The sequence below is a fragment of the Pseudomonas sp. MCal1 genome (genome assembly GCF_026341415.1).
GTDB lineage: Bacteria > Pseudomonadota > Gammaproteobacteria > Pseudomonadales > Pseudomonadaceae > Aquipseudomonas.
The window spans coordinates 67,932-81,851 of sequence record NZ_JAKUMP010000013.1 but is presented as its reverse complement, the minus strand read 5'-3'; the positions used below and the strand labels follow the sequence as shown (position 1 = coordinate 81,851).

Below are 13,920 nucleotides of genomic sequence, written 5' to 3'. Positions count from 1 at the left end.
CTTCACTCGGAAATAGATTCACCCGTTAATACCGGTGCATTAAGTACCACGGCCTTTAAAAGTCCCCCAACCAGAATTACCGGACTAAAAATAACTGTGATTTTCAGGCGAAAGTTTTCCGACAAAAAATAACATTCGTGCACTTAGTGCCCCTGTTGCTCTCGAAACTTATGTAACGAGATAACCCTCAGCTAGATGTCATTCTCATCAGGAGAGCAGACATGAAATCAGCACATCTCAAACATCTAGGGGCAGCCTTGTTGATGCTTGGAGCAGCCGCCCAGGTTCAAGCCAGCGAGTTGTTCCCGGCGCTGCCAGCGAAAACCATCGGCGTTCAGGTCAAGATTCAGAATTTCACGGCGGCCGATGCCGAGCAGATCAAAGCCGCAGGATTCACTTTTGTCCGTTTCGGCGTCTGGAGCGACAGCCTCGGCGCCAAGGCCTATCAGAAACAGATCAGCGATGCGTTCGCGGCGGCGAAATCCGCAGGCCTGCCGGTTTTGATGACCGTCCGCGCCACTAAACCGTTGACTGGAGACCTCACGACTGCCGGCGAAGCCTTTGCCAACGCCGTCAGCGGGCTGGAAAAAGCCTGGAGTTCGCAACTGGTCGCCATCGAAATCTGGAACGAGCCGGATCTGGGCACCTACTGGCCGACCGGCAACTTCAACACCACGTTCGTGCCGTTCATGAGCGCCATGTGCAAAACCCTGCAGGGGCAACTCCAATCCACGCCTCTGGTCGGCTTTGGCTTCGCCCGGCCGCCCACCGCGGGATCGGCATCCACCGCGGCGCTCAACAGCCTCATCGAGGCTTACCCCAATTGCCTTGATGCCATTTCCTATCACCCTTACGGCATGACAGCCACGCAGATCAGCAATGCCCAGAATTTCATTCAGCAGAACTTCCACTTACCGGGTGTGATCAGTGAATGGGGGATTTCGGCGCTTGCCTCCAACGGTGGGCCGGACGGCCAGGCGACTAAAATCTCTGCGTTCATCGCCGATGTGAAAAGGCTCAAGATCCCGCTGACTTCCATCTACGAATGGAAGAACAGCGACTCGGGAAAAGATGATCGCGAGAAAAATTTCGGTCTGTTGACCTCAGACGGCCAACCGAAACCTGCTCAAACGGCAGTCAGGACACAATTGGAGCTCGAGTAGGCGCTGCAACAGGTCAGTTGCTTTGAACCTGTCGTCTGTTTTGGCATCGTATTGATCGATAACGCGCCCCGCCTTTCAAACAGCCGTTTTCAGGTTGTTGCCGCCGGGGCGCTCGATACGCCGACATGCCCTTGAGTGGCTGTCGACGCTCGGGTAATGTCACCAGACCCATAGGACAGAGCACGCTCATGACTTCCAAGCTGGAACAACTCAAACAGTTCACCACCGTCGTGGCCGACACCGGCGACTTCGAAGCGATTGCCCGAGTCAAACCGGTCGACGCCACCACCAACCCATCCCTGCTGCTCAAGGCAGCGGCGATTCCGGCCTACGCCGAACTGCTGAACGCCAGCGTGCGCGACTGCAAGGGCGATGTCGGCCTGGCCAGCGACCGTTTCGGCGTCGCGGTCGGCCAGGAAATCCTCAAGGTCATTCCGGGCCGCATTTCCACCGAAGTGGATGCGCGCCTGTCGTTCGACAAGGACGCGATCCTCAAGCGTGCCCATCGCCTGATCGAGCTGTACGACAAGGCCGGCGTTGGCCGTGACCGCGTACTGATCAAGATTGCCTCGACCTGGGAAGGCATTCGCGCCGCCGAGATCCTCGAGAAGGAAGGCATCCAGACCAACCTGACCCTGCTGTTCTCCTTCGCCCAGGCCGCTGCCTGCGCCGATGCCGGCGTGTTCCTGATCTCGCCGTTCGTGGGCCGCATCTACGACTGGTACAAGAAGGCCAACGGCAACGACTACACCGGTGCCGACGATCCGGGCGTGCAGTCCGTGACGCGCATCTACAACTACTACAAGGCCAATGACTACAAGACCGTGGTCATGGGCGCGAGCTTCCGTAACCTCAGTCAGATCGAGCAACTGGCCGGCTGCGACCGCCTGACCATCAGCCCGGACCTGATCGAGAAACTGGCGGCCGACACCGGCAAGCTGGAACGCAAACTCGCTCCGGGCCATGCCGGCGAAGCGCGCCTGAGCCTCAACGAAGCGCAATTCCGCTGGTTGTCCAACGAAGACGCAATGGCCACCGAGAAACTGGCCGAGGGCATCCGTCAGTTTGCCCGCGACCAGGAAAAACTCGAGGCGCTGCTGCAAGCCAAGCTGTAATCGGCCAAGCGCAAACGCAAAAAGGGCGAACCCTCACAGGTTCGCCCTTTTTTGTATCTCGCGGTCTGGCCGATCAGTGCCGTTCGAGGGCATTCACCAGGTCATGGAAGGCTTCGCGGTTGGAGTCGTTCAGCCCCATGAGGATCTTGTGCGCTTCGAGCACCTTGACCCGCACTACCTCCTCAGACTGATCCTGGTCCGGCAAGTCATCGAGGCATTCCGGGCATGGCACGGGATGGTTGACGATATTGAACACCTGCTCGAAACCCATCGACTGCAACAGACGCGTGATGTCCTCGTGGGTGGTGACCACGGTCGGCAGCAGGCCGACCTTCTGCCGCGACAGGATCGACAGTTTGGCCAGCAGGCCCAGCGTGGTGCTGTCGATGCTTCGGGTTTCGGTCAAATCGATCACGATCGCGTTGAAATTCAGCGCGGTGAAGATTTTTTCAATAGTCGCATCCAACGCCGAACACAGGGTCAGGCGAACTTCACCGACGAACTTCAGGACGAAGGTGCCATCCTGCTCGGCGAACTGGATTCTACCGGTACTCATTAAAGATTCCTGCTCAACACCAACAGGGCGATATCATCCGGCATCTCCCCTAGCGTGGCCAATCCAAAAACCTGCCGCAGACCATCCAGGCTGCCGCCCGCCAACTTCACCTTTTGCGGTAAAGCGGCTTCTTTCTCTTTGAGTGTGGGCTCTGGTAAAAGATCCAGAATGCCATCAGACATCAGCGTCAGGCTGAACGTCGGTGGCAGCTCGAGCACGTGGTCTTCGTAGGTGGCTTCGTTGAAAAGCCCCACGGGCAGACCGCGCCCCTCGAGGTAGCGAACACTGTCAGGCGTGTACAACACAGGCAACGGCAGATGGCCGCCGATGCTATAGGTCAACAAACCGGTCTCCTCGTCGATGACTCCACCGACCATTGTGACGTGTTTACCCAGCTTACAACTGATCAGCCCCCGGTTGATATGACCGAGGACTTCCGAAGGCTTGAATTCCGGCAGCGTGCCGTTGCGCTTGGATTCGAAGAGCAAGCGCGTGGTCATGAACTTCAGCAGCACGGTAACGAACGCCGAAGAAGCGCCATGACCCGAGACATCCGCCAGGTAGAACGCTACCCGGCGCTCGTCGACCCGGAAGTAATCGACAAAATCACCCGACAGGTACAGCGACGGGATGATCTGGTGCGCAAACCTGAATTCGTCGATGGCCCACGGACTTTCCGGCAGCATGTTCATCTGCACCTGGCGACCGGCATTCTGGTCTTCCTGGAGCAGGTTCAGGCTGGCTTCGAGTTCGCGGTTGGCCTTTTCCAGTTTCTCGCGGTAGCGCTGGTTTTCCAGCAGCAGACGCGAACGATCCAGCGCCCGGCGCACGGAGTGCTCGAGCACCGCCAGATCTTCGAGAGGCTTGATCAGGTAATCCGCCGCGCCCAGGCGCAGGGCCTCGACTGCGTCGTTCATCACCCCGGCACCCGAAACCACGATCACCGGTGTCTGCGGCGACCGCTCAGTGACCTGACGGATGAGTTCGAGACCGCCCATCTGCGGCATGCGCAGATCGCAGATGACCAAGTCGGGCGTGTCTTGCTCGAATACCTGAAGACCCTGCTGGCCGTTACTGGCCTGCAAGACGCTGAAACCACTGTCTTCCAAATAGGCCGCGAGGCTCGCGCGCACTACTTCGTCATCATCGATTATCAGCAGCGTGGCACTGGTTTTTGGCATGTGGGCAAACGGCGCCAGAATTAGGTTGGCGTAGCAGGCGGGGCAACGGCCCGGCGCAGACTACTGGATTCGCTTTCTAGCCTCTCTGCTGCACCGCTTCGGAGCGTTTGCCCCGCACACGATTGCACCAGAGGTGCCCTTCTAAGGCGCAGACGGTACTCCCATCCTTCGACCGTTTCAAGCATGCGCCGATGGTCGCTTGGAGACTTTGTTTGTCAAATCACTCGCAGTTATAAGAACAGCATCAACCGTAACCCAATCATTGGACGCGCCCACAAAAAAGGCGACCTCGCGGTCGCCCTTTTCTGCCGATCAATCGAGATCAGAAATCGTCTTCGACCTGCCCGTCCTTGACCTTGAACTCGCGGTTCTGCAGGTAGGCGTTGCGGATGAAGGTGTACTTGTCGCCGCTGATCAGCTTCTCGCTCGACAGCAGGCTGGCGCGGGTGTCGACGATGTTCAGGCCGAAAATCGAGTTACGCACCGGCACATCGTTGATGTAGCGGTACGGGCCGGTGAAGCTGTCGACGTATTTGGACGGTGCATCGCGCAGGGTGCTCGGGCCCAACAGCGGCAGCATTACATAAGGACCGCTGCCGACGCCCCAGTAGCCGAGGGTCTGGCCGAAGTCTTCGTCGCTGCGGGTGAGGCCCATTTTGGTGCCGACATCGAAGAAACCAAGCAGGCCGAAGGTGGTGTTGAAGATCAGGCGAGCGGTGTCGACGCCAGCGGCAGCCGGTTTGGCCTGAAGAATATTGTTCGCCAGGTTGGTGACATCACCGACGTTGCGGAACATGTTGTGGATGCCGTCTTCCAGGAATTGCGGAGTAACAAATTCGTAGCCCTGCGCCAAAGGCTTCAGCGCATAGGTGTCGACGAAATCGTTGAACTGGAAGATCGGACGGTTGACGCTTTCCCAAGGGTCTTCTTCCGTTGCAGCCTGAGCGGCGAACGGCACCAGCATCACGCTGGCACATACACAAAGCTGAGCAAGAGGATGACTCAAGCGCATAGAAAACTCCTTGGATAGTACGGACGCAGCACCTGGGCCGCGGCGATAAGTGCGTCAGTATAAGACGGAAACGCTACTTTAGGCAGTTCCCCGGTAAATCCCTCCGTAGGACACTTCGTCATTGGCCTGTCATGCAACTGTCACCGATATTGCCTAGCCTGATCGCTATTTCAGGGACGTTTTCCATGCCTCAAGCCGAAGCCTTGCCCGTCACCGCAACGACACTGACCGCGGTGCTGTTCGGACTCAGCGGCTGTCTGGTGGACTTCGGTGCCCGCGCCCGTCATCACACCAGTATCGGCCCGGAACACGCCGATGCCACACCCGGCGCCCTCGACAGCCTGCGCAGCCTTCAGCACCAGCAAATTCCCTGCGCCTGGCTCGATGAGCTGTCCACGGCCTGCACTCAAGTGCTGTCATCGGCGCTGCCGGACTGGATCAAACCGTCGCAACATTCGGCAACAATCAAACCATGGCCGGCGCCCAATGCCTGCTGGCAGGCGTTGATGGGCTTGAATGTCGATCGTCTCGACGGTTGCGTGCTGGTCAGCGGTGAACCGCGCCTGCTGCAATCGGGCCTCAATGCCGGGCTGTGGACCATTGGCCTGGCGTCCTGCGGTTCACTGTGCGGCCTGGCGCCGAGCGAATGGCAGGCCCTGAGCCAGAAGGAACGCGAACAATTGCGTGGCAAGGCGACGGTGCAGTTGTTCGGCCTCGGCGTGCACTCGGTGATCGATCATCTGGGCGAACTCGACACCTGTCTGGCGGACATCAGCCTGCGTCGCCTCAAAGGCGAAAAGCCCTGACCGGGATCATGCAGGTTGGCCAAGAGTGGATTAGTCTTAAGGAGAGCCATAGACCTTTGGCGCACGGCTGCGGTCTATGCCAGTGCCTCTCGATAAAAGGAAACAACCATGCCCGCTCAAGAACTGCAAAAACAGCTCAATGCCCTGCGCGAGCAACTGGATCAAAATCCTCCGCTGACCGAAGCCGAGCGCGCTGATCTACATGCGCTGATGGCACAGATCGAATCCGAAATAAAACTGGAGACCGCGACTCAAGATTCCAGCATCGCCGATGGTGTCAATCTGGCAGTTGATCGCTTCGAACTCGAACACCCTGCCATCGCCGGCACATTGCGCAACATCATGAATTCCCTGGTCAGCATGGGCATCTGAAACCCGCGAATGCAAAAAAGCCCTGCCATCACTGGCAGGGCTTTTTCATGTCCGCGAGGCGGGTTATTGACGAACCAGACGGTGGTTCGGCAGTTGCACGCTTTCGGTGCTGCGGTACGGGTTGATGTCCAGCCCGCCCCGACGCACGTAACGCGCGAACACGGTGAGTTTTTCCGGTTTCAACAGGCGTTGCAGGTCGAGGAAGATCCGCTCCACGCATTGCTCGTGGAAGTCCGAGTGCTGACGGAAGCTGACGATGTATTCCAGCAGGCTGGCGTGATCCAGCGCCGCGCCTCTGTATTCCACCACCACGCTGCCCCAGTCCGGCTGGCTGGTCACCGGGCAGTTGGATTTGAGCAGATGACTGTGCACGCTCTCCTCGACCACACGCGAATCGTCACAGCGCAGCAGTTCAGGACGCGGATGTTCGTAGTTGCTGACGCTGATATCAAGATCGTCGATGCACACGCCCGGCAGCGCGACAACACCTTCGGCTTCGACATCTTTCAGGCTGCGAACCCGCACGCCCACCGGTTTGCCGGCAGCGGCGGACAGATCCTTGACCAGCGTTGCTTCCAGGCTTTCGATATCGGCAAACGGCGTCTGGTTCAGCGAGTTCAGGTACAGCTTGAACGACTTGGATTCGATGATGTTCGGCGAATCCGCCGGAATGCTGAATTCACCGATTGCCACCACCGGTTTGCCCGACGGCAGCAGCCACGACAGCTCGAAGCAGTTCCAGAAATCCACGCCTTTATACGGCAGGGTTTCGGCGGTCAGGCCCAGCTCGGCCCATTTCGCGGTGCGCGGAATCGGAAACAGCAGGGACGGTGTGTACGTGGCGATGTATTCGCTGGACTTGCCCAGCGGCGAATGTTCGGCTGCGGGATGCATGGCGGAAACCTGACTGAAGAATCAGCGGATTCTATCAGCCTTTGCTCCCGCCTTTGAGTGCTTACTGACTGACAGTCAGTTTGCCGACCATTCCGGCCTGGTAATGCCCGGGAATGTTGCACGCAAATTCCAGGTTCACCGCTTTGCTGAAGGTCCAGGTCAACTCGGCGGTCTTGCCCGGCTCCACCAGCACGCTGTTGGGGTCGTCGTGCTTCATTCCATGCCCCATCGAGCCGTGATCCATGCCCGCCATATCGTGGGACATTTCCTTCATGCTGGTCGGCGTGAGCATGCCGCTTTGCTGCATCTGCAACATTTCCTGCTGGTGTTTTGCATGCATCGCCGCGTCGCCAAGGTTGAATTCGTGCAGCAACTGGCCTTTATTCACCAGCACAAAACGAACGGTCTCACCGGCCTTGATCTCGATCGCCTTCGGATCGAAGCTCATGTCGCCCATCACCACTTCAATGCTGCGGGTGGCCTTGGCCGCCGGGGCCGGCTGGCCGAAGTCATAAGTGTGCGCCGGTGATGCCCACAGCGGCGAACTCAGCGCGAGCAGACACGCGGCAAGGGCCAGACGGTTGCGCAAAAACATAGTCGTACTCCAACAAATCAAGGTTCAGCCTGTGGGAAACTCTAGCCCGCCTGCGCTGGCAGCGACCTGACAGGCAGATTACAACTTTGTCAGGTTGGCGCTCACAGCGTGAGCCCACGGTATAACGTCCTCGTTCCCGCAACCCGAGTCGCCCATGAAACTGCTGATCGTCGAAGACCAACCGAAAACCGGCCAGTACCTGCGCCAGGGCCTGACCGAAGCCGGTTTCAACACAGAACTGGTGGCCGATGGCACCACCGGCCAGCAATTGGCGTTGAGCGGCGACTATGCGTTGCTGATCCTCGACGTGATGCTGCCGGGGCGCAATGGCTGGCAGATCCTGCAAGCGGTACGCAGCGCCGGTCTGGAAACGCCGATCCTGTTTCTGACCGCCAAGGACACCGTGGAAGACCGGGTTCACGGCCTGGAACTGGGCGCCGACGATTATCTGGTCAAACCGTTCGCCTTCTCTGAACTGCTGGCGCGGGTGCGCAGTCTGTTGCGTCGCGGCAGTTCCACACCTCAGGAAACCAGCCTGCGCCTGGCCGATCTGAGCCTGGACCTGATCCGCCGCCGGGTCGAACGCAGCGGTCAACGCATCGACCTCACCGCCAAGGAGTTCGCCCTGCTGGAAATGCTCCTGCGCCGCCAGGGCGAAGTGCTGCCCAAATCGCTGATCGCCTCACAGGTCTGGGACATGAATTTCGACAGCGACACCAATGTGATCGAAGTGGCGATTCGCCGACTGCGCCTGAAAATCGATGACGACTTCCCAAACAAGCTGATTCACACCGTGCGCGGTATGGGTTACGTCCTGGAAGAGCGTGCCGACTGATGCGCCGACTGTCCTTGAGCGGCCGGCTGGCGCTGTTGTTCGCTGGCTGCACCGCAGTGGTTTCGCTGGTCGCCGGGGTCGTTTTCAATCGGGCCAGCGAAGGTCACTTCATCGAACTCGACCAGCAACTGCTCGAAGGAAAACTGCTCAGCGTGCGTCAGACGCTGTTGAGTGGTAGCGACGCCGCGCACATCACTGATGAGTTGAGCCAACAAGGCGATGTCACGCTGCGCATCAGTGGCCCTGAGGGGCAGCGCTGGTTCGGCCGCTCGTTGCATGCCCCGGCGAATCTGCCGCAACAGCCCGGCCTGGCCACCATCAACGACAACGGCACCGACTATCGCCTGCTCAACGCTGCGCTTGAACCGGGAAAACCTGATTCCCCGCAATTGACCTTGTTGCTGGACATCACCCACCACCAGCACTTCCTGCAACGCATGCAGCATCTGATCTGGCTGACCGTCGGCCTTTCGGCGCTGGCCACCGCGCTGCTCGGCGCCTGGGCCGCCCGCAGCGGTCTTCGCCCGTTACGCCGCATGAGTGCGGTGGCCCGTGGGATTTCGGCGCAATCGTTGAATGCCCGACTGCCGGAAGCGCGGATGCCCGCAGAACTTGCGGAATTGGCCCACAGCTTCAACGCCATGCTCGGACGTCTCGATGACTCCTTTCAGCGGCTGTCAGCGTTCTCCGCCGACATCGCCCATGAGCTGCGCACACCGCTGTCCAACCTGCTGACCCACACCCAGGTCACTCTCACCCGCCCTCGCCCCCTCGAAGACTATCGCGAAGCACTGCACAGCAACCTTGAAGAGCTGCAATGGATGGCGCAGTTGGTGAACGACATGCTTTATCTGGCCAAGGCTGACCACGGTTTGCTGGTGCCCAAACGTGAACCGCTGGATCTGGCGGAAGAAGCCGATGCATTGCTGGAGTTTTTTGCGCCGCTGGCCGAAGACGCTCAGGTCAGCCTGAGCCGTGATGGTGCGGGGCGGTTTGCGGGTGATCGCGCGATGTTGCGCCGGGCGCTGTCGAACCTGCTGGATAACGCGTTGCGCTTCACCCCGGCCGCCGGCGAAGTGCGTGTGAAGGTGGCCGAGCAGGCGAAATCCTTGAGGGTGACGGTGGAGAACAGTGGCGAAGGGATTTCTGCAGAGTTGTTGCCGCGCTTGTTCGATCGCTTCTACCGGGCGGATCCGGCGCGCCAGGAAGGCAGCAGCGAGCATGCGGGATTGGGGTTGGCGATTACTCAGTCGATCATCCGGGCCCATGGCGGGCAGATTCATTGCGAATCGGATCAGGGCTGGACGCGGTTTGTGATTGAGTTGCCCAAGGATTGAGGCCAGCAGTGCTGGCCCCTTCGCGAGCAAGCTCGCTCCCACAAGTACCGAGTCGCACCACAATTTTGTGAGCACTCCATAACACTGTGGGAGCGAGCTTGCTCGCGAAGGCGGTCTTGAAGCTTACGAATATCTCAAGGCGTGCGCCGGTTCGATCTTCGCCGCCCGCCACGCTGGATAAACGGTGGCCAGGAAGCTGAGGATGAAGCCTGCCGAGCAGATCAGCAGGACATCGCCGCCCTGCAACTCCGATGGCAGGTTGCTGACGAAGTAGACGTCCGAACTGAAGATGTGCTGCCCGGTCACTCGCTCGACCCAGCCCACCATCTCACTGACATTCAGCGCGGCAATCACGCCCAGAACGCCACCGATAATGGTGCCGACGATGCCGATCACCGTGCCCTGCACCATGAAGATCGCCATGATCTGGCGCGGTGTGGCGCCGATAGTGCGCAGGATCGCGATGTCGGCACCCTTGTCGTTAACCACCATGATCAGGGTCGCGATGATGTTGAAGGCTGCCACCGCGACAATCATCAGCAGCAACAGGCCAATCATGGTTTTTTCCATCTTCATCGCGCTGAACAGGCTGCCCTGGGTGTGGGTCCAGTCATCGGCCTTGAAGTCGGCGCCGAGGCCGCTGGCAATGTCCGACGAAACTTTCGGCGCGGCATACAGATCCTTCACCGCCAGACGCACGCTCTGCACCTGATTCGGCTCCCAGTGCTGCATGGTCGCGGCGTCGGAGACGTGGATCAGGCCCATGGAACCGTCGAGTTCGGCACCGACCTTGAACACGCCGACCACGTTCAGCCGCTGCATGCGCGGGGTGATGCCGCCCGGTGCGGTGCTGACTTCCGGGACAATCAGGGTGATCTTGTCGCCGACATTGAGGCGAAAACGCCGGGCGGTGATTTCGCCGAGCACTACGCCGAACTCACCCGGTTTCAAGGCATCGAGACGGCCCTGAACGATGTGCTGGGCAACGATCGACACCTTGCCTTCCTGGGACGGGTCGACGCCACTGATCTGGATTGGCTGCATCATGCCCTTGTAGGACAGCATGCCCTCCATCTCGGTGAACGGCACCGCAGCCGTCACTTCCGGGTTTTTCATCGCAGCGGCGGCGACTGGCTGCCAGTCATCGATCGGCTTGACGCCGACAATGGTCGCGTGAGGCACCATGCCGAGGATGCGCGAACTCATTTCGCGCTGGAAGCCGTTCATCACCGACAACACCACGATCATCGCCAGTACGCCGAGGGCGAGGCCGATCATCGAGGTCATCGAAATGAACGAAACAAAGCGATTGCGGCGCTTGGCGCGGGTATAGCGCGTGCCGATAAAGATCGATAACGGTCTGAACATTCGCTGGGGCACCGTATAAAAATAAAAGACCCGACGCCTTTTCAGGCATCGGGTTTCAACGCGTTAGATTGGCGTCAGGCAGCCTTCATTGAGGTGCAGGACGCGGTCCATCTGGCGAGCCAGGTTCATGTCGTGAGTCACCACCAGAAACGCCGTGCGCATCGAAGTGCTGAGTTCCAGCATCAGATCCTGAATGCCTTCGGCGGTATGGGAGTCGAGGTTGCCGGTCGGCTCGTCGAGCATCACCAGCCCAGGATTGTTCACCAGCGCCCGGGCAATGGCCACACGCTGACGTTCGCCACCGGACAGTTCCGCCGGTTTGTGTTCCAGGCGATGGCCCAGACCGACCCGCTCCAGCAACGCCGTGGCACGCTGACGGGCTTCCGGGATCGCGGTCTTGCCGATCAGCAGCGGCATGCAGACGTTTTCCAGCGCGGTAAATTCCGGCAGCAGGTGGTGGAACTGGTACACGAACCCGAGGGCGCGGTTACGCAGCAGACCACGTTTCTTCTCGCTCAGCGCCGACAGTTCTTCACCGTCGAGCCAGACACTGCCCTTGGTCGGCGTGTCGAGACCGCCCAGCAGGTTGAGCAAGGTACTTTTGCCCGAACCGGATTTGCCGACGATCGCCACCCGCTCACCCGGATGCAGTTCCAGTTGCAGGTTGGCCAGCACTTCCACCGACTCCGGGCCTTCCTCGTAGGATTTGCCCAGGTTGCGGCAGCTCAAGATTGCTTTTTCACTCATGCCCGACTCACTCATAACGTAGCGCCTCCGCCGGCTGGGTGCGCGCGGCACGCCAGGCTGGATACAGGGTGGCGAGGAAACTCAGGACCAACGCAGCGGCGCAGACCATGACCACGTCCTGGCTCTGCACCTGCGACGGCAGGTAATCGATGAAATACACATCGGCGTTGAGGAATTTGTGTCCGATCACGCCTTCGAGGGCCGAAATCGCGGCGCTGACGTTGAGCGCGGCGAAGATCCCGACCACAGCGCCGATGGCCGTGCCGACCACACCGATCACCGTGCCCTGCACCATGAATGTGCGCATGATCGTGCCCGGCGTGGCGCCCAGTGTGCGCAGAATGGCGATGTCGCCCTTCTTGTCGTTCACCACCATCACCAGCGTGGAAATGATGTTGAATGCCGCCACGGCGACGATCAGCAGCAACAGCAGACCGATCATGGCTTTTTCCATGCGGATCGCCTGATACAGGTTGCCGTGGGTACGGGTCCAGTCGCGGGCGTAGTAACGGTCTTCGCCGAGGCGCTGGGCAATGTTCCACGCCTCACGCGGCGCCTGGAACAGATCGTCGAACTTGAGGCGCAGACCTTGCACCTGATCGGGCTTCCAGCGGTGCATTTTCGCCAGATCCTGCAGGTTGGTGACGCCCAGGTAACCGTCCAGCTCACCGGCGCCGACATGGAAGATGCCGACTACGGTGAAACGCTTCATGCGCGGGAACATGCCGGCCGGGGTCACGCTGACCTCCGGCGCGACGAAGGTGACCTTGTCACCGAGGCCCACGCCGAGCTTGGTCGCGGCCTTGTCGCCGATCACGATGCCGAAGCTGCCCGGCGTCAGGTCGTCAAGTTTGCCCTGTTTCATGAAGTTGTCGATGATCGAGACGTTGCGCTCCAGCGCCGGGTCGATGGCATTGAGCAACACCTTGGACACCTGGCCGTTATTGGTCAGCAATCCCTGCATCTGGGTGAACGGCGCAACGGCCGCCACCTGCGGGTTCTGCTTGACCTTGGCGGTCAGGCTCGGCCAGTCGTTGATGGCTTCACCGGACTCGATGGTCGCGTGGGGCACCATGCCCAGCACGCGGGTGCGCATCTCATGATCGAAGCCGTTCATCACCGAAAGCACCACGATCATCACGACCACGCCAAGGGCGAGCCCGATCATCGAAGTCAGGGAAATGAATGACACAAAATGATTGCGACGCTTTGCACGGGTATAACGCGTGCCGATAAATACGAAGAGAGGTCTGAACATGTCGGGGCTTGTTCGGAGGGAAAAGGAACGTCCTTGTGGCGGGGGTCGATAACCAGCTTTACACTCAGACCACCGCCGCTACCATGGGTTCGCCATGTCGACATTAGATGAAGAAGATCGCCGCGAATACTACCGTATCGAGGACATGATCGCACTGGAAATTCGGCCCCTGTCCGCTCCCGAAGCTGCAGGCCAGGAAGTGTTGCAGGATGCTTCCCCATTGTTCAACCTGCTCAGCGAACTGCACCTGAGCGAATTCGAGTCGCAGCACCTGCTGCGCCAGATCAGTGAACGCGACCGTGCCATCTCGGCGTTCCTGAAATCCCAGAACAAACGCATCGACCTGCTCAGCCAGGTGGTCGCCCTGACTGTGCTCGGCCATATCGGCGAGCCGCAACCGGTGATCATCTCCGAGGGCGGGGTCGACTTTCAGCACCCGACCCCGATCGCCACCGGCGCCCACCTGTCGGTGAAACTGGTGCTGATGCCCCAGGCGCTTGGCCTGTTGCTGCGCGCCCGCGTCACCCATTGCGACCGCAAGGGCGACGGCTACGACGTCGGTACCGAGTTCGAGCACCTGACCGACGCCCAGCGCCAGTTGCTTGCCCGCTATATCTTGCAGAAGCAGGCCCAGGAACGACGTCTGGCCCGCGAACAAAATGAATCAGGCATTTAATTAAG

Annotated in this window: 15 protein-coding genes; 7 read left to right on the top strand and 8 right to left on the bottom strand. The window is 59.8% G+C overall.

Features of this window, described 5'->3' with window-relative positions; genetic code table 11:
* Positions 1 to 221: 221 nt before the first annotated feature.
* Both MKZ87_RS21455 and tal read left to right on the top strand, forming a co-directional pair.
* A complete protein-coding gene (locus MKZ87_RS21455) occupies positions 222 to 1,163 on the top strand; it encodes a glycosyl hydrolase family 5 (protein ID WP_085704578.1) in 942 nt (313 codons plus the stop codon).
* A gap of 188 nt (positions 1,164 to 1,351) precedes the next feature.
* Positions 1,352 to 2,278 carry a transaldolase gene (gene tal / locus MKZ87_RS21450; protein WP_085686791.1) on the top strand — a complete coding sequence of 309 codons (927 nt, stop codon included), beginning with the start codon at positions 1,352 to 1,354 and terminating at the stop codon, positions 2,276 to 2,278.
* 73 nt (positions 2,279 to 2,351) lie between these two features.
* Here tal and rssC read toward each other — a convergent pair whose 3' ends face one another.
* The 3 genes from rssC to MKZ87_RS21435 form a co-directional block, all read right to left on the bottom strand.
* A complete protein-coding gene (rssC, locus tag MKZ87_RS21445) occupies positions 2,352 to 2,834 on the bottom strand; it encodes an anti-sigma factor antagonist RssC (RefSeq protein WP_024013621.1) in 483 nt (160 codons plus the stop codon).
* The gene (gene rssB / locus MKZ87_RS21440; protein WP_085700490.1) at positions 2,834 to 4,015 is read right to left on the bottom strand and encodes a two-component system response regulator RssB; all 1,182 of its coding nucleotides are present in this window, start codon (positions 4,013 to 4,015) and stop codon (positions 2,834 to 2,836) included. The genes rssC and rssB overlap by 1 nt, the downstream gene beginning before the upstream one ends.
* Before the next feature lie 322 nt (positions 4,016 to 4,337).
* Positions 4,338 to 5,027, bottom strand: coding sequence for a VacJ family lipoprotein (locus MKZ87_RS21435; protein WP_085700491.1), 690 nt, complete (start codon positions 5,025 to 5,027; stop codon positions 4,338 to 4,340).
* Between the two features lie 185 nt (positions 5,028 to 5,212).
* On the opposite strand from MKZ87_RS21435, the gene MKZ87_RS21430 reads away from it, so the two are divergent.
* Complete coding sequence (locus MKZ87_RS21430; RefSeq protein ID WP_085704576.1) at positions 5,213 to 5,833, top strand: phosphatase; 621 nt, start codon at positions 5,213 to 5,215, stop codon at positions 5,831 to 5,833.
* Positions 5,834 to 5,941: 108 nt separating this feature from the next.
* Positions 5,942 to 6,205, top strand: coding sequence for a DUF4404 family protein (locus MKZ87_RS21425; RefSeq protein ID WP_085700493.1), 264 nt, complete (start codon positions 5,942 to 5,944; stop codon positions 6,203 to 6,205).
* Between the two features lie 63 nt (positions 6,206 to 6,268).
* Here MKZ87_RS21425 and queF read toward each other — a convergent pair whose 3' ends face one another.
* Positions 6,269 to 7,099, bottom strand: a complete 831-nt coding sequence (gene queF, locus MKZ87_RS21420) for an NADPH-dependent 7-cyano-7-deazaguanine reductase QueF (protein WP_085704574.1) — start codon at positions 7,097 to 7,099, stop codon at positions 6,269 to 6,271.
* Positions 7,100 to 7,160: 61 nt separating this feature from the next.
* Positions 7,161 to 7,694: a cupredoxin domain-containing protein gene (locus MKZ87_RS21415; RefSeq protein ID WP_085704572.1), complete on the bottom strand. Its 534-nt coding sequence runs from the start codon at positions 7,692 to 7,694 to the stop codon at positions 7,161 to 7,163.
* Positions 7,695 to 7,848: 154 nt separating this feature from the next.
* On the opposite strand from MKZ87_RS21415, the gene MKZ87_RS21410 reads away from it, so the two are divergent.
* Complete coding sequence (locus MKZ87_RS21410; RefSeq protein ID WP_011335179.1) at positions 7,849 to 8,529, top strand: heavy metal response regulator transcription factor; 681 nt, start codon at positions 7,849 to 7,851, stop codon at positions 8,527 to 8,529.
* Positions 8,529 to 9,866 carry a heavy metal sensor histidine kinase gene (locus MKZ87_RS21405; protein WP_085704570.1) on the top strand — a complete coding sequence of 446 codons (1,338 nt, stop codon included), beginning with the start codon at positions 8,529 to 8,531 and terminating at the stop codon, positions 9,864 to 9,866. Before MKZ87_RS21410 ends, MKZ87_RS21405 begins: the two co-directional genes overlap by 1 nt.
* A gap of 123 nt (positions 9,867 to 9,989) precedes the next feature.
* On the opposite strand, the gene MKZ87_RS21400 is transcribed toward MKZ87_RS21405, so the two are convergent.
* The 3 genes from MKZ87_RS21400 to MKZ87_RS21390 form a co-directional block, all read right to left on the bottom strand.
* The gene (locus MKZ87_RS21400; protein WP_085704568.1) at positions 9,990 to 11,234 is read right to left on the bottom strand and encodes a lipoprotein-releasing ABC transporter permease subunit; all 1,245 of its coding nucleotides are present in this window, start codon (positions 11,232 to 11,234) and stop codon (positions 9,990 to 9,992) included.
* 63 nt (positions 11,235 to 11,297) lie between these two features.
* Positions 11,298 to 11,981, bottom strand: coding sequence for a lipoprotein-releasing ABC transporter ATP-binding protein LolD (gene lolD / locus MKZ87_RS21395; protein ID WP_170929775.1), 684 nt, complete (start codon positions 11,979 to 11,981; stop codon positions 11,298 to 11,300).
* 7 nt (positions 11,982 to 11,988) lie between these two features.
* Positions 11,989 to 13,239, bottom strand: a complete 1,251-nt coding sequence (locus MKZ87_RS21390) for a lipoprotein-releasing ABC transporter permease subunit (RefSeq protein ID WP_085704566.1) — start codon at positions 13,237 to 13,239, stop codon at positions 11,989 to 11,991.
* Between the two features lie 94 nt (positions 13,240 to 13,333).
* On the opposite strand from MKZ87_RS21390, the gene MKZ87_RS21385 reads away from it, so the two are divergent.
* The gene (locus tag MKZ87_RS21385; protein ID WP_085704564.1) at positions 13,334 to 13,915 is read left to right on the top strand and encodes a PilZ domain-containing protein; all 582 of its coding nucleotides are present in this window, start codon (positions 13,334 to 13,336) and stop codon (positions 13,913 to 13,915) included.
* The last annotated feature ends 5 nt before the right edge of the window (positions 13,916 to 13,920 follow it).